Source organism: Stenotrophomonas sp. FR012 (assembly GCF_047520565.2).
Lineage (GTDB): Bacteria > Pseudomonadota > Gammaproteobacteria > Xanthomonadales > Xanthomonadaceae > Stenotrophomonas > Stenotrophomonas sepilia.
Map to the genome: position 1 here is coordinate 269,989 of NZ_JAXBQL020000003.1, position 14,952 is coordinate 284,940.

General features: G+C 67.5%; 11 protein-coding genes. 9 read left to right on the forward strand and 2 right to left on the reverse strand.

Going from position 1 to position 14,952, the window contains the following annotated elements:
• Positions 1 to 42: 42 nt before the first annotated feature.
• Positions 43 to 642 carry an O-acetyl-ADP-ribose deacetylase gene (locus ACM0O9_RS07420; protein WP_065185299.1) on the reverse strand — a complete coding sequence of 200 codons (600 nt, stop codon included), beginning with the start codon at positions 640 to 642 and terminating at the stop codon, positions 43 to 45.
• A gap of 210 nt (positions 643 to 852) precedes the next feature.
• Positions 853 to 1,812 (reverse strand): cysteine synthase A, encoded by a 960-nt coding sequence (cysK, locus tag ACM0O9_RS07425; protein WP_061479314.1) that lies wholly within the window; start codon positions 1,810 to 1,812, stop codon positions 853 to 855.
• Between the two features lie 209 nt (positions 1,813 to 2,021).
• On the opposite strand from cysK, the gene ACM0O9_RS07430 reads away from it, so the two are divergent.
• The 9 genes from ACM0O9_RS07430 to ACM0O9_RS07470 all read left to right on the forward strand — a co-directional run bounded on the left by ACM0O9_RS07430 (position 2,022) and on the right by ACM0O9_RS07470 (position 14,946).
• The gene (locus ACM0O9_RS07430; RefSeq protein WP_414604151.1) at positions 2,022 to 3,005 is read left to right on the forward strand and encodes a LysR family transcriptional regulator; all 984 of its coding nucleotides are present in this window, start codon (positions 2,022 to 2,024) and stop codon (positions 3,003 to 3,005) included.
• Between the two features lie 616 nt (positions 3,006 to 3,621).
• Complete coding sequence (locus tag ACM0O9_RS07435) at positions 3,622 to 4,041, forward strand: DUF2946 family protein (RefSeq protein ID WP_005418850.1); 420 nt, start codon at positions 3,622 to 3,624, stop codon at positions 4,039 to 4,041.
• Positions 4,042 to 4,113: 72 nt separating this feature from the next.
• Positions 4,114 to 6,177, forward strand: coding sequence for a TonB-dependent copper receptor (locus ACM0O9_RS07440; RefSeq protein ID WP_065179508.1), 2,064 nt, complete (start codon positions 4,114 to 4,116; stop codon positions 6,175 to 6,177).
• A 273-nt stretch (positions 6,178 to 6,450) separates the two neighbouring features.
• Complete coding sequence (locus ACM0O9_RS07445) at positions 6,451 to 7,557, forward strand: efflux RND transporter periplasmic adaptor subunit (RefSeq protein ID WP_235649151.1); 1,107 nt, start codon at positions 6,451 to 6,453, stop codon at positions 7,555 to 7,557.
• Complete coding sequence (locus ACM0O9_RS07450; RefSeq protein ID WP_005418827.1) at positions 7,554 to 10,679, forward strand: efflux RND transporter permease subunit; 3,126 nt, start codon at positions 7,554 to 7,556, stop codon at positions 10,677 to 10,679. The genes ACM0O9_RS07445 and ACM0O9_RS07450 overlap by 4 nt, the downstream gene beginning before the upstream one ends.
• Positions 10,672 to 11,256, forward strand: coding sequence for a GNAT family N-acetyltransferase (locus tag ACM0O9_RS07455; RefSeq protein ID WP_065179506.1), 585 nt, complete (start codon positions 10,672 to 10,674; stop codon positions 11,254 to 11,256). Before ACM0O9_RS07450 ends, ACM0O9_RS07455 begins: the two co-directional genes overlap by 8 nt.
• Positions 11,257 to 11,434: 178 nt before the next feature.
• Positions 11,435 to 12,943 carry an alanine/glycine:cation symporter family protein gene (locus ACM0O9_RS07460; RefSeq protein ID WP_005418815.1) on the forward strand — a complete coding sequence of 503 codons (1,509 nt, stop codon included), beginning with the start codon at positions 11,435 to 11,437 and terminating at the stop codon, positions 12,941 to 12,943.
• Positions 12,944 to 13,777: a TrmH family RNA methyltransferase gene (locus ACM0O9_RS07465; RefSeq protein WP_005418814.1), complete on the forward strand. Its 834-nt coding sequence runs from the start codon at positions 12,944 to 12,946 to the stop codon at positions 13,775 to 13,777. It begins immediately after the preceding gene.
• A 182-nt stretch (positions 13,778 to 13,959) separates the two neighbouring features.
• Positions 13,960 to 14,946 (forward strand): hypothetical protein, encoded by a 987-nt coding sequence (locus ACM0O9_RS07470; RefSeq protein WP_005418813.1) that lies wholly within the window; start codon positions 13,960 to 13,962, stop codon positions 14,944 to 14,946.
• Positions 14,947 to 14,952: the final 6 nt, after the last annotated feature.

Here is a 14,952-nt window from a genome sequence, read left to right on the forward strand (position 1 = left end):
CGGGCAATGCCCGGCCTTTTCTTTTACCTGAAGCACCACGGTTCAGTGCGCGGCGGCAAGGCCCGCATCGCCCAGCGGCGGCAGCAGCGACCCACGCGGTTCGCTGTCAGCACTTTGCCCGGCGGCGCTCAACGCCTGCTGGTAGGCCTTGGCCGTTGCGGTATTGAACGCCACCAGCACGATGCGCATCGGTTGCGCATGGCTGCGCTGCCAGGCCAGTGTTTCGGTGACCGCGATCTGCGCGGCCTGGTACAACGGGTAGCCATACACGCCGCAGCTGATCGCCGGGAAGGCGATGGAGTGCACGCCCAGTGATTCGGCCAGCTGCAGTGACTTCCAGTAGCAGTTGGCCAGCAACGCCGGTTCATCGCGCTGGCCGTCGTGCCAGACCGGGCCTACCGTGTGCAGTACATGGCGCGCCGGCAACGCATGGGCACCGGTGGCGCGCACTTCACCCGTCGGGCAACGCACGCCCGGGCGCAGCTCCGGCAACTGCTCGCATTCGGCCCGCAAGGCGGGCCCGGCCGCACGATGGATCGCGCCGTCGACACCGCCGCCACCGAGCAGCGTTTCATTGGCCGCGTTGACGATCGCATCCACCGCCAGGGTCGTGATGTCGCCCTGCCAAACCTCGATCTTCATGCGTCCGTCTCCTGCCTGTGAGGTGATCCGCGCAGCATCTGCGCCGGCTGTTCCCACGGTAGGGGACAGGGCATCGATGCTGCGTCATGACCGTCTCACGCGCTGCGATCCAACGGCCTTCGCGCACGATGGCGGGCGACGCCTTCACGCAGGCTGAAGCGGGAAGGGGGCGGATCCTTTTCCGCACGGAAAAGGCTCTGACCCCTGCTGTTACGGCAGGCCGGCCAGCCAGTCGTCGTCGGATCCTTCGTTCACATCGGCGAACAGCGGCGTGGAGAAGTAACGTTCACCGGTGTCCGGCAGCATCGCAAGGATCACCGAGCCCGGTTCAGCGCGGGCAGCGATGTCCAGCGCGCTGGCCACGGTGGCGCCGGCGGAGATGCCGACGAAGATGCCTTCCTCGGCGGCCAGGCGACGCGCGGTGGCGATTGCACGATCGTCTTCGACCGAGACCAGTTCATCCACCACGTCGCGGTTGAGCACGTCCGGCACGAAGTCCGGGGTCCAGCCCTGGATCTTGTGCGGCTTCCAGTCATCCCCCTTGAGCAGGGCGGCGCCGGCCGGTTCGGTGGCGATGATGCGGGTCTGCGGGCGTGCCACCTTCAGCACTTCGCCTACGCCAGTGAGCGTGCCGCCGGTGCCCCAGCCGCTGACGAAGTAGTCCAGCCGCTTGCCGGCGAAGTCGCGCAGGATCTCGGCAGCGGTGGTGTTGCGGTGATACGCCGGGTTGGCCGGGTTGGCGAACTGGCTGGCCAGGAACCAGCCGTGCTGCTCGGCCAGCTCGGCCGCCCTGCGCACCATGCCGCTGCCGCGCTCGGCGGCCGGGGTCAGGATCACCTTGGCGCCGTAGGCACGCATCAGCTTGCGGCGCTCGACCGAGAAGGTTTCGACCATGGTGGCCACGAATTTGTAGCCGCGCGCGGCGGCGACCATCGCCAGTGCTACGCCGGTGTTGCCCGAGGTGGCCTCCACGATCGTGTCGCCCGGCTTGAGCAGGCCGCGTGCTTCGGCATCGAGGATGATCGCCAGCGCCAGGCGGTCCTTCACCGAGCCGCCCGGGTTGAACGACTCGACCTTGGCGTAGACGCTGACCTGTGGCGGCGCCAGGCGCTGCAGCCTGACGATGGGGGTGTTGCCGACGGTATCGAGGATGGAGTCGTACAGGGCCATGGGAGCGCTCCGGAAACGGGGCCGCGACGGGTCACGGCGGGCGAAGGGGAGAGGGCTGGCCGTTCAGGCCAGCGGCTGCCGGCTGACCGTAGCGCCGGCATATGACGCCCGGAAATGACCAGATACCTTTCTTAAACAACCTTTGGTTATAAGCTGGTGACGGCAATTGACCCTAGAGTGGACGTCCGCCCCATGCCGCCTGCCTGCCCATGACGCTGACCCAGCTGCGCTACCTGGTAGCCATCGCCGACGCCGAGCTGAACATCACGCTGGCCGCCTCGCGCGTGCACGCCACCCAGCCCGGCCTCTCCAAGCAGCTCAAGCAGCTGGAGGACGAGCTCGGCTTCCTGCTGTTCGTGCGCAAGGGGCGCAGCCTGGAGTCGGTTACCCCGGCCGGAACCGAAGTCATCGCGCGTGCCCGCGCAGTGCTGGCCGAAGCCAACAACATCCGTACGTACGCGGCAAACCAGCGGCGCGAAAGCCAGGGCCAGCTGATCCTGACCACCACGCACACCCAGGCGCGCTTCGTGTTGCCGCCGGCGGTGGCGGCGATCAAGCAGGCCTATCCGCAGGTCAGCGTGCACCTGCAGCAGGCCGGTGAAACCGACGCGCTGGACCGCTTGAACCAGGGTGACGCCGATATCGCCATCATCAGTACCGCAGGCGGTGAGCCAACCGACGGCATCGCAGTGCCGCTGTTCCGCTGGCGGCGCCTGGTGGTGGTACCCAAGGGCCACCCGTTGGACCGCGCCGGCCGCGCACCGGACTTGGCCGCGCTGGCCCGCCAGCCGTTGATCAGCTACGAATCCTCGACCCGACCGAACTCTTCCCTGCAACGCGCCTTCGCCGCCAATGGGCTGGTGCCCGACCTGGCGCTGACCGCGCTCGATGCCGACCTGATCAAGACCTACGTGCGCACGGGCCTGGGCGTAGGCCTGCTGGCCGAGATGGCGGTCAGTTCCAATGACGAAGACCTGAGGTCGTGGCCGACGCCGGATCCGATCAGCGAGTGCATCGCCTGGGCGGTGTTGCCGCGCGACCGCGTGCTGCGTGATTACGCGCTGGAGCTGGTGCACGTGCTGGCCCCACAGATTGATCCGCGCGACCTGCGGCGGGTGCTGGATGGAAACCAGGCCGCAGTGTGGCCGGTGCCACCGACCTGGGAGTCGCTGACCCAGACCATCACGGTGTGAGGTGGGTCGAGCAGGGCGTGCAGCCCTGCACCTGCCGAATCAAAGGCAAAAGCCGAAGCAACTGCAACTGCTGGCTTCCGTGGGGCGGCGGGGCGGTGTGGGCAGGCAGGACACGCCGTAAACCCATCCTTGGGGGCTCGATGGCGCCATCCATGGCGCCAACGGTCCTGCCTGCCCACACCGCCCCGCCTCTGACAGATTCCGATGGCTGTTGGTAGGTGTCGACCTTGGTCGACACGGTAGATCCACGCCATGCGTGGATGAAATCTGTCAGATATGGAAATGCATCTGGGGTCAGATCCGTTTTCCTGCGGAAAACGGATCTGACCCCAAGAGCCGTTTCAACAGACCGCAGAAGACTGTCGAAGGCGGGGTGGGTCCGGTTGCGGGGGCGTGAGCCGAGCCTGCATGGACGTATTTACGGCGTCCCCCGCAACCGGACCCACCCCGCCTACCCACAGGAAACCGCTTTTGCTGTTGCTTGGGCTCTTGCCGTGGACGTGGTCTCTGCAGGTGCAGGGCGCAGCCCTGCCGAACACCCCCGCGACGGGGTGTCGCAAACGCCTGCGACGGTTCGTCGCACGGGCAACCCTGGACCCGCCTCTACACTAGCGGGGTGACCCGCCTGTCCCGCCCGCAGCGCCTCCTGCTGCAGCTCGCCGTCCTGGCGACGCTGCTGATGGTGCTTGCGCCACTGGTCAGCCGCGCGCTGCAGGCGCCGCCGATGGACCACGCGGCGATGGCAGGCATGGACCACGCGCACATGCACCACGACGCTGCCGCAGTGGGTCAGAGCCCTCTGCACGGGCAACGGAGTCCGACCCCACCGGCCGATCCCCACGCCATGCATGGCGAAGCCTGCGAATACTGCGTGCTGGCCATGCGCCTGCTGCCGTGGCTGGCTGTACTGGTGCTGCTGTTGCCACTGCTGTGGCGGCCGCGGCTGGTATTCCCGTGGTCACAGCAGGTACTACCGGCACTGCGCTGGCCGGCACACGCCGCGCGTGGGCCACCGCGCGCCTCCATCGTCCGCTGATTTTCCTGTCGAATCTGCCGCACGACGCCTGACCGGGCGCCGTGCGCGCGTGCGTACCTTGGAGCTGTTCCGATGAAAATGACTTCCCGCCCCGCGGGCGCCTGCGTGCGCCTGCCGGTTGCCCTTGGCCTGGCCGCAGCTGCAACGCTCGCCCATGCCGCGCCCGCCGAAGAGGCGCGCACTCTCGATACGCTGGTGGTCACCGCCGCCGCGCCTTCGTCGCCACTGCACTGGGTGACCGATCCACGCCTGCCGCGGCAGCCGGTCCCTGCCAGTGACGGCGCCGATTACCTGAAGACCGTTCCTGGCTTCTCCGCCATCCGCAACGGCGGCACCAACGGTGACCCGGTGCTGCGCGGCATGTTGGGTTCGCGCCTGAACATCCTCAGCAATGACGGCAACCTGATCGGCGCCTGCCCCTCGCGCATGGACAACCCGCTGTCCTACATCGCACCGGAGAGCTTCGACCGCCTGACCATCATCAAGGGCCCGCAGAGCGTGCGCTGGGGGGCAGGTGCCTCGGCCGGCACCGTGCGCTTCGAACGCGATACACCGCGCTTCGAGGAACCGGGCCTGCGTGCCGATGCCAGTACGCTGGTCGGTTCGCGCAACCGCAACGACCAGGTGCTGGACCTGACCCTGGGCAACCCGACCGGCTATGTGCGCGCCAGCGGCAACCGTTCCGAAGCCGATGACTACAAGGACGGCAACGGCGATGTGGTGCCATCGAAGTGGCGCAAGTGGAACGGTGACGTGGCGATCGGCTGGACGCCGGATGCCGACACGCTGCTGGAAATTTCTGCCGGTGCCGGCGATGCGATCGCACGCTACGCGGGGCGCGGCATGGACGGTGCCGCGTTCGAACGCACCAGCTACGCCGCGCGCTTCGAGAAGCGCAATCTGCCGGGTGCCTGGGACACAGTGCAGGCCAACGTGTACTACAACGAGGCCGACCACGTGATGGACAACTACACGCTGCGAACGCCGAATCCGCACAGCATGATGCCGATGCCGATGGCATCGAACGTGGACCGACGCACCCAGGGCGGCCGGGTCAGTTCCGAGTGGCGCTGGCAGGACGTGCAACTGGTGGCGGGTGTGGATGGCGAGGACAGCCGCCATCGTGGGCGAATGGGCATGGGCCGGGGCACCTATCGCCAGGCGGCGTGGCAGACCGATGCCAGCTTCCGCCGCTATGGCGTTTTCACCGAGTTGACCCTCGGCGCCGGCACCGATCAGCGCTGGATCAGCGGCCTGCGCATCGATCGTGCCAGCGTGCGTGATGAGCGGCAGTCGATCCGTGGAATGATGGGCAGCCGGCCCAACCCAACGGCCGAGCAAAAGCGCAAGGCGTGGCTCGGCAGTGGCTTCCTGCGCTACGAGCAGGACCTGGCCGACGGCCTGACCTGGTACGCCGGCCTCGGCCACAGCGAACGCATGCCCGACTACTGGGAGCTGTTCTCGCCCGACCACGGACCGGCCGGTGCAATGAACGCGTTTGCCGGCATCCAGCCCGAGCGCACCACCCAGCTCGACGTGGGCCTGCAGTACAAGGGACCGCGCGTGCAGGCCTGGGTCTCGGCCTATGCCGGGCAGATCCAGGACTACATCCTGTTCACCTACCACGGCAGCGGCATGATGGGCATGAGCCAGGCCAGCAACGTCGAGGCGCGCATTGCCGGTGCCGAGGCCGGGTTGGAAGTGAGCCTGACCGAGCAGTGGAAGCTGGGCGGCACGCTGGCCTATGCCTGGGGAGAGAACCGCGACCAGCAGCGTCCGCTGCCGCAGATGCCGCCGTTGGAAGCACGCCTGAGCGCGAACTGGGAGGGCCAGCGCTGGAGTGCCGGCGCATTGCTGCGCGCGGTGACCCATCAGCATCGTGTCGCAGATGGACAGGGCAACGTGGTCGCGCAGGACCTCGGGCCGAGCGCCGGGTTTGCCACCTTCGCGCTCAATGCCGCGTACCGTTTCAGTTCGCAGCTGCAGCTCAGCGCCGGCGTCGACAACCTGTTCGACCGCGCCTACAGCGAGCACCTGAACCTGGCCGGCAGCGCCGACTTCGGCTTCCCGGCCGACCCGGTGCGGATCAACGAGCCGGGGCGGAGCGTGTGGATGAAGTTGAACTACCGGTATTGATCCGCCGGGCATAAAAAAACGGGGCCGGATCCCCGCCAGGATCCGTCCCCGCCCGACGCCCTCGGTCGGGCAGGTTCGACTCTACGATGACGGCCGCGGTGGTGCACCACTGGATACACCCCGACACACGCCGACACTGCCCATGGCAGCCTTGCACGGAACGGGTTCAAGGCGCTATCGCAGCCTAGGTTCCACGCCGGTAAACGCTTGGCACATACCGCTTTTATGGGCACTTGCCTACACTCGGCGGCCGTGGATCAATCAGGACCGTTCATGTTGGCTCGTATCGCTTCGACCCTGGCCCTCGGCCTCAGCCTGGCCGTGCTGGCCGGGTGCGCAGGCAAACAGGAGGCCGCCGCACGTCGGCAGGGCGAAGCGGTGCCGGTCACCGCGCAGGTCGTGCAGCCCACGCAGTGGAACGACACCCTGCAGGCACTGGGCACGGCCAGGGCGCGCGAGTCGATCAGCGTCACTGCCAAAGTCAGCGAGATCGTCGAGAAAGTGCACTTCGAGAGCGGCCAGCACATTGCGGCCGGTGCGCCGATCGTGACGCTGCGCGGGCAGGCCCAGGAAGCCGCACTGGTGCAGGCGCAGGCCACTTTCCATGAAGCCGATCAGCTGTACAAGCGCCAGCGCGAACTGGCCGCCCAGCGGCTGGTGTCCAGCGCCACGCTGGATACGCAGAAGTCGATCCGCGACGCCGCCGAGGCGCGCGTGATGCAGATGCAGGCAGACATTGGCGACCGCCGTGTGCGTGCGCCCTTTGCCGGTGTGCTTGGCATCCGCCAGGTCAGTCCGGGATCGCTGCTGACCCCGACCACGGTCATCGCCACGCTCGACGACATCGAGCACATGCATGTCGATTTCCAGGTGCCGGAAGTGGAGCTGGCTGCGCTGGGCGTTGGTGACAAGGTCAGTGCCACCAGCGTGGCCTGGCCGGGTCGCACCTTCGAGGGCGTGGTCAGCACCATCGATGCGCGTATCGATCCGGCCACCCGTGCGGTGACCGTGCGCGCCGATTTCGCCAATGGCGACCACGCATTGCGCCCGGGCATGCTGCTGGACGTGCGCCTGTTCCGCCCCGAGCGCCCGGCGCTGGTGGTCCCGGAAATCGCCGTGGTACAGGTCGGCCGCGATACCTTCGTGTACCGCATCAAGGCCGACGACAGCGTCGAGCGGGTGGACGTGGTAACCGGCGCGCGCCGTGCCGGCGTGGTCGAGATCCGGCAGGGCCTGGAAGCAGGCCAGCGCATCGTGGTCGATGGCACCGGCAAGCTGCGCCCGGGCCTGAAGGTCGCTGCGAAGGACGCCGCACCGGCCTCTGGCGCCAAACCGGCTGACGCGCCGGCGCCGGTCGCGACCGAGGGCCACGGCGGATGAAGCTGTCCGACATCTCCATCCAGCGGCCGGTGTTCGCCGTGGTGATGAGCCTGTTGCTGCTGGTGCTGGGCGTGATGTCCTTCACCCGCCTGACCCTGCGCGAACTGCCCGCCATCGACCCTCCGATCGTTTCGGTGTCGGTGGACTACACCGGCGCGTCGGCGGCGGTCATCGAAAGCCGCATCACCCAGGTGCTGGAAGATGCGCTGGCCGGCATCGAAGGTATCGATACGATCAACGCGCGCAGCACCAACGGCCGCTCGCAGGTCAGCATCGAGTTCACCTCCAACCGTGATATCGAAGCGGCGGCCAACGACGTGCGCGATGCGGTCAGCCGCGTCGCCGACCGCATGCCGGAAGAGGCGCGGCCACCGGAGATTGCCAAGGTCGAGAGCGATGCCGACCCGATCATCTGGTTCAACATGGTGTCCTCGACCATGGACACGCTGGAGTTGAGCGACTACGCCGACCGCTACGTGGTCGATCGTTTCTCCAGCCTCGATGGCGTGGCCCAGGTCCGCATCGGCGGCCGCCAGCGCTATGCGATGCGGATCTGGCTGGACCGTGACCAGCTGGCCGCGCGCGGGCTGACCACCGGCGACGTGGAAACCGCACTGCGCAACGAGAACGTGGAGCTGCCGGCCGGCCGCATCGAGTCGACCGACCGCGATTTCACCCTGCGCGTGGAACGCAACTACATCAAGCCCGAGGATTTCGCGACCATCCCGCTGGGCAAGGGCCGCGACGGCTACGTGGTGCGCATGGGCGACGTGGCGAAGATCGAGCTGGCCTCGGCCGAACGCCGCGCGTACTACCGCAGCAACGGCGAGCCCGGCATCGGCCTGGGCATCGTCAAGACCTCCACCGCCAACTCGCTGGACGTGGCACGCACTGCGCGCGCTGAGGCCGAGCGGGTGGCGCTGACCCTGCCCAAGGGCACGCAGATCTTCGTCGCCTTCGACAACACCACCTTCATCGAAGCTGCAGTGGACCGCGTCTACGCCACCCTGGTGGAAGCGATGATCCTGGTGCTGGCGGTGATCTGGCTCTTCCTCGGCAGCTTCCGCGCCGCGTTGATTCCGGCGGTGACGGTGCCGGTCTGCCTGGTGGCGGCGTTCATCGCGCTGTATGCGTTCGACTTCTCGATCAACCTGCTGACCCTGCTGGCGCTGGTGCTGTGCATCGGCCTGGTGGTGGACGATGCGATCGTGGTGGTGGAAAACGTGCAGCGCCGCATCGACCTGGGCGAACCACCGCTGGTGGCCTCCAAGCGCGGCACCGCGCAGGTCGCCTTCGCGGTGATCGCCACCACTGCCGTGCTGGTGGCGGTGTTCCTGCCGGTCGGCTTCCTGGAGGGCAACACCGGGCGACTGTTCCGCGAACTGGCCGTGGCGCTGGCCGCTGCCGTGGCGTTGTCCGCGTTCGTTGCGCTCACACTGACGCCGATGATGGCTTCCAAGCTGCTCAAGCCGCATACCGGGCAGGCCCCGCGAGGCCTGCACGGCTTCATCAACCGCAACCTGGAACGCCTTGCGGGTGCCTATGGGCGGGTTCTCGATCACCATGTCGACCGCACCTGGATCTACCTGCTGGTGATGGTGGCTGCGCTGGCCGCCAGCTGGGGCCTGCTCAAGCTGCTGCCGTCGGAACTGGCGCCAGCCGAAGACCGTGGTTCGTTCCAGATCATGATCGACGGCCCGGAAGGCGCCGGCTACGACTACACCGTGCAGCAGGTGCAGCAGGTGGAAGCGCTGCTGGCACCGCATGTCGGCCCGGACAAGCCGATCGTGCGTGCCAACCCCCGCGTGCCGGGCGGCTGGGGCGCCAGCGAGGAAATGCATACCGGCCGCGTCAGCATCTTCCTGCAGCCGTGGCGCCAGCGCAGCGAGGGTACGCCCGAAGTCGCCAACGAACTGCAGAAGGAACTGGATACCATCCGCGGCGTGCGCGTACGCACGCAGGTGGGTGGTGGCCTGGTGCGCAGCGGCGGCCAACCGTTCCAGATCGTGCTGGGCGGCCCGGAATATGCCGAGATCGCGCAGTGGCGCGACCGCATCCTGCTGCGCATGGCCGACAATCCCGGCCTGGTCGGCCCCGATTCCGATTACAAGGAAACCCGGCCGCAGATGCGGGTGAACATTGACCGCCAGCGTGCGGCCGATCTCGGCGTGCCGGTCACCGCGATCGGTTCGGCGCTGGAAACCATGATGGGCTCGCGTCGCGTCACCACCTTCGTCGACAACGGCGAGGAGTACGACGTGCTGGTGCAGGCCGGTCGCGATGGTCGTGCCAGCCCGGCCGACCTGGCCGCGATCCGCGTGCGCGCCAACTCCGGCGAGCTGGTGCCGCTGTCCAACCTGGTCACGCTGAGTGAAGTGGCCGAGGCCGGCACCCTGAACCGCTTCAACCGACTGCGCTCGATCACCATCAGTGCCGGCCTGGCGCCCGGTTATCCGCTGGGCGAAGCCATTGCCTGGGCACAGAACGTAGCCCAGGAAGAGCTGCCGCAGTACGCGCAGGTGAACTGGAAGGGCGAATCGCGCGAGTACCAGAGCGCCGGCGGCGCGGTGCTGCTGACCTTCGCGATGGCGCTGCTGGTGGTGTACCTGGTGCTGGCGGCGCAGTTCGAGAGCTTCATCCATCCGCTCACCATCATGCTGACCGTGCCGCTGGGCGTACTCGGCGCGCTGGTCGGGTTGTGGGTGAGTGGCGGTACCGTGAACCTGTTCAGCCAGATCGGCATCGTGATGCTGGTCGGCCTTGCCGCGAAGAACGGCATCCTCATCGTCGAATTCGCCAACCAGCTGCGCGACGATGGGCGCAGCGTGCGCGAGGCGATCATCGAGTCGGCGATGGTGCGCCTGCGCCCGATCCTGATGACCTCGATCGCCACCGTGGTCGGCGCGATCCCGCTGGTGGTCGCCGGTGGTCCTGGTTCGGCCAGCCGTGGCACGATCGGCATCGTGATTATCTTCGGTGTGACCCTCTCGACCTTCCTGTCGCTGTTCGTGGTGCCGGCGTTCTACGCGCGGCTGGCGCCGTACACCCGTTCGCCGGAAGCGGTGAAGCGCGAGCTGGAGAAGCAGGAAGCGGAATCGCCGTCGGTGGGTGGTCATGCCTGACCGGCCTGTCGACGGGGTCGGATCCCTTTCCCAAGGGGAAAGGGCTCTGACCCCACCACTGCAGGGAGAAGGCTTCACTCTGCGCCCGTGGCAGCCCGGCGACCTGGAATCCCTGCTGCGCCACGCCAACGACGCCGAGGTGTCGCGCGGCCTGCGCGACCGCTTCCCGTATCCGTACACGCGCGAGGATGGCGAGGCCTTCCTCGCGGGCCGCGTACTGGCCCCCAGCACCCTGAACCTGGCCATCGAGATCGACGGCCAGGCCTGTGGCAGCGTCGGTGCCCAACAGGGGCTGGCCGAGCGTGGGCATACCGCCGAACTGGGTTACTGGCTGGGCCGGGCCTATTGGGGGCACGGCCTGATGACCCGCGTGGTCGGCCTGTTCGCCCCGTGGGTGATGGATGAGCTGCGCCTGTTCAGGCTGCAGGCCACCGTGGTCGACTTCAACCTCGGCTCGGCCCGGGTGCTGGAGAAGAACGGCTTCCAGGAAGAGGGCGTGGAGCGCTGTGCGGTCTACAAGCGCGGCGTGTTGCACGACCTGCGCCGTTTCGCCCGGGTGCGCACGCAGCTGCCCTGAACGGCCCGGGGTCAGATCCCTTTTCCAGTGGAAAAGGGATCTGACCCCTTCTCCGCTCTCCGGTCATGGCCCGGCGCGACCAATGGCGCTACCGCAGCGGCCTTCGATCAGGGAGAATCGACCGGTCCCCTCCAGCCGACGGGACGTCCTTACAACCCGCCGACTGGAGAGAGCGCGCGTGGAAGCAACCGTACACTTCATCAACAGCATCATCTGGAGCAAGGCACTGATCTTCGTGTGCCTGGGCGCCGGCCTGTTCTTCAGCCTGCGCACGCGCTTCATGCAGATCCGGGGGTTCCTCGAGATGTGCCGCCTCACCGTCAAGGGTGAGAAATCCGACGCCGGTGTGTCCTCGTTCCAGGCGCTGGCCATGTCGATGGCCGGCCGCATGGGTATCGGCAACATCGCCGGTGTGGCCACCGCCATCGCATTCGGCGGTCCCGGTGCGATCTTCTGGATGTGGGTGATGGGCTTCCTCGGCGCGTCCACCTCGTACGTGGAATGCACCCTGGCGCAGATCTACAAGACCAAGGACGCCGAAGGCCGCTATCGCGGTGGCCCGGCGTACTACATCGAAAAAGCCATGGGCCTGAAGTGGTACGCGCTGGCCTTCGCCATCGCCACGATCATCGCCGCAGGCTTCCTGATGCCGGGCGTGCAGGCCAACGCCATCGCCGACAGCATCATCAACGCCTGCCGTGGCACCGCGCTGTGCGGTCCGCTCGATGGCCAGGCCTTCGGCATGGAATCGGTGCAGGCGCTGAAGCTGGGGATCGGCATCGTGGTGGCGCTGCTGCTGGGCGTGGTGATCTTCGGTGGCGTCAAGCGCATCGCCAACTTCGCCGAGGTGGTGGTGCCGTTCATGGCTGCCGGTTTCATCCTGATGGCCATCATCATCATGATCATCAACTACGACCGCGTGCCGGAAATGTTCGGCATCATCTTCAAGAGCGCCTTCGGCACGCATGCCGCGTTCGGCGCGATGATGGGCCTGGCCGTGGAGTGGGGCATCAAGCGCGGCATCTACGCCAACGAAGCCGGCCAGGGCTCGGGCCCGCACGCGGCGGCCGCCTCGGAAGTCTCGCATCCGGCCAAGCAGGGCTATGTGCAGGCCTTCGCGATCTACTTCGACACCATGATGGTGTGCACCGCCACCGCGTTCCTGATCCTGGCCAGCGGTACCTACAACGTGTACTCGCCGGTGGAGGGCGCCGCGCCGATCTTCCAGGGCCTGGCCGGCATTCCGGAAGGCGCCGGTTACGCCCAGGCCGGCGTGGAAGCGGTGCTGCCGGGCTGGGGTTCGGCGTTCGTATCGGTGGCCATCTTCTTCTTCGCCTTCACCACCATCATGGCGTACTACTACATGGCCGAGACCAACCTCAGCTATGTGAACCACAACAGGAAGCGGCCGCTGACCGTGCTGCTGCTGCGCCTGGGCATCATCGGCATGGTGGTGTTCGGCGCGTTCCACAATGCCACCCTGGCCTGGGCGCTGGGCGACATCGGCGTCGGCCTGATGGCCTGGCTGAACATCATCGCCATCCTCATCATCCAGAAGCCGGCGATGCTGGCCCTGCGTGACTACGAACGACAGAAGAAGCTGGGCCTGGATCCGGTGTTCGACCCTGATGCCCTGGGCATCAAGAACGCCGATTTCTGGCGCCAGCGCAAGCAGGAGAGTGTGTAAGTGAACAACCCTTGGAACAACCGCCGCCCGTCCGCCCGTCCGCCGCGCGCAACGCCGTTGCCGCGCCCGGAGGTGCCGGCCACGGGCGGTGGTGGGCGCGGTGGCAGCGATGAGCTGCGTCTGTACGGCCTGAATGCCGTGCTGGCTGCGTTCGAAGCGCGGCCGCAGGCGCTGCGCAAGCTGTACCTGCTGGAAGCACGCATCCCGCGCCTGCAGCCGCTGTTGAAGTGGTGCGTTGCCAACCGCGTGGGCTACCGCGTGGTCGAGGATGGCGATCTGAACAAGCTCGCCGGCACCACCCATCACGAAGGGGTGGTGGCTGATGTGCTGCGTGCACCTGCACTGCCGCTGGCGCAGTGGCTGGAGCAGGTCGGCGAGGCCCCGGCGCTGGCACTGTGGCTCGATGGCGTGGGCAACCCGCACAACCTCGGCGCGATCCTGCGCTCGGCCGCGCACTTCGGTGCCAAGGCGCTGCTGTTGCCGGCCGGCAGCACGCTGGCCCTGTCCGGCGCCGCCGCGCGCGTTGCCGAAGGCGGTGCCGAAGCGGTGCCGCTGGTGCAGCTGCCGGAGACCGATCAGGCAATGGCGCAATTGCGCGCAGCCGGTTTCGGCCTGGCCGCGACCCTGGTCGAGGGCGGTGATGACGTGTTCCGCAGCTCGCTGCCGGCCCGCCTGGTGTATGTGATGGGTGCCGAAGGCGAGGGCATGGACCGCAGCCTGGCGGGGGCGTGCGACCTGCAGGTCTCGATTCCCGGCAGCGGCGCGGTGGAGAGCCTGAACGTAGCCTCGGCCACGGCGGTACTGCTGGCGCAATGGGCCAGCCGTCGCGGCTGATCCGACCCCAGCGGCTCGCCATGTTCGGGGTCGGATCCCTTGCCGCAGGCGAGGGCTCTGACCCCTTCCGGGGCCGGCAATTGCGTCAAGCACGCATGATGTTTTGAAAGTTTCCTTATTGGTCAGCCGCTTCTGGCGACGCAGGGTGGAATTCCATCCCATGCTGTCCAGGAGTGGCTGTCATGCATCATCCTCGCCGTATCCTCGTCGCATTGCTGGTGCTGGCCAACGTCCTTGCCAGTGCCCACGCAGCGGCTGACGAACGCAGTCTTGACGGTGTCAACTTCACCGGCCCGCTGATCACCCCCAATCCGGCCGGCCTGCCGCAGGGCAACTGGTACATCGAACCCTATCTGGTGCGGATCGACAGTCGCGATCATTACGACGATGGCGGCCATCGCCGCCGCAGTGGGCAACGTAGCGGTGCATGGGCCACGGTGGTGCCGATCATCTATGGCTTCAGCGACCGGGTGATGGGCCAGGTCAATCTCAGTGCATCGCGCTCGGAGTCCGGCGGTGCGCGCAGCAGCGGCTTCCGTGCCGGTGACACCACCGCGCGGCTGCAGTACCTGCTGCAGGCGCCGAATGCCGATGGCACCCGTCCGGCCATCTCGGTCGCGCTGGTGCAGCGTTTCAGCACCGGCAGCCACGATCGCATCGCCGGCAATCCGCTCGATGCGCAGGGCGACGGCGTTCAGCGCACCACTGCAGCGCTGGGCGTGCAGCAGGTCGTGTGGCTGGGCAATGACCGCCCCGTGCGCTGGCGTGCCCAGCTCAGTGCCGGGCCGGCACCGTCGCGCACCGCCATATCCGGCACCAGCGTCTACGGCACCGATGACAGCTTCCAGGGACATATCTCCCGCGGGTCGGTGCTGGGCCTGTCGGTCGGCGCCGAGTACAGCTTCAATTCGCGTTGGGTGGGCGTGATGGAGGTGGCCGCCAGCCGCGAGACAGGCCAGCGCCTCAGCGGCTTCGCACGCAACAGCAGCGGTGCGATCGAACGGATCGAAGAGCATCGCCCGGCCAGCCGCAGCGTCACCCTGGCGCCGGCCGTGGAGTACCACTTCAGCCCGACGCTGGGCCTGATCGCCGGCGTGGAGTTCAGCGTGGCGGGCCGCAACACCAGCCATATCGTCAGCCCCCAGATTGCCTTGGGCATGTTCTTCTGAGGGGCC

Coding starts and splice junctions, on each gene's coding strand:
- ACM0O9_RS07420 (WP_065185299.1), bottom strand. CDS start 642: ATGAAGATCGAGGTTTGGCAGGGCGACATCACGACCCTGGCGGTGGAT.
- cysK (WP_061479314.1), bottom strand. CDS start 1,812: ATGGCCCTGTACGACTCCATCCTCGATACCGTCGGCAACACCCCCATC.
- ACM0O9_RS07430 (WP_414604151.1), top strand. CDS start 2,022: ATGACGCTGACCCAGCTGCGCTACCTGGTAGCCATCGCCGACGCCGAG.
- ACM0O9_RS07440 (WP_065179508.1), top strand. CDS start 4,114: ATGAAAATGACTTCCCGCCCCGCGGGCGCCTGCGTGCGCCTGCCGGTT.
- ACM0O9_RS07445 (WP_235649151.1), top strand. CDS start 6,451: ATGTTGGCTCGTATCGCTTCGACCCTGGCCCTCGGCCTCAGCCTGGCC.
- ACM0O9_RS07450 (WP_005418827.1), top strand. CDS start 7,554: ATGAAGCTGTCCGACATCTCCATCCAGCGGCCGGTGTTCGCCGTGGTG.
- ACM0O9_RS07455 (WP_065179506.1), top strand. CDS start 10,672: ATGCCTGACCGGCCTGTCGACGGGGTCGGATCCCTTTCCCAAGGGGAA.
- ACM0O9_RS07470 (WP_005418813.1), top strand. CDS start 13,960: ATGCATCATCCTCGCCGTATCCTCGTCGCATTGCTGGTGCTGGCCAAC.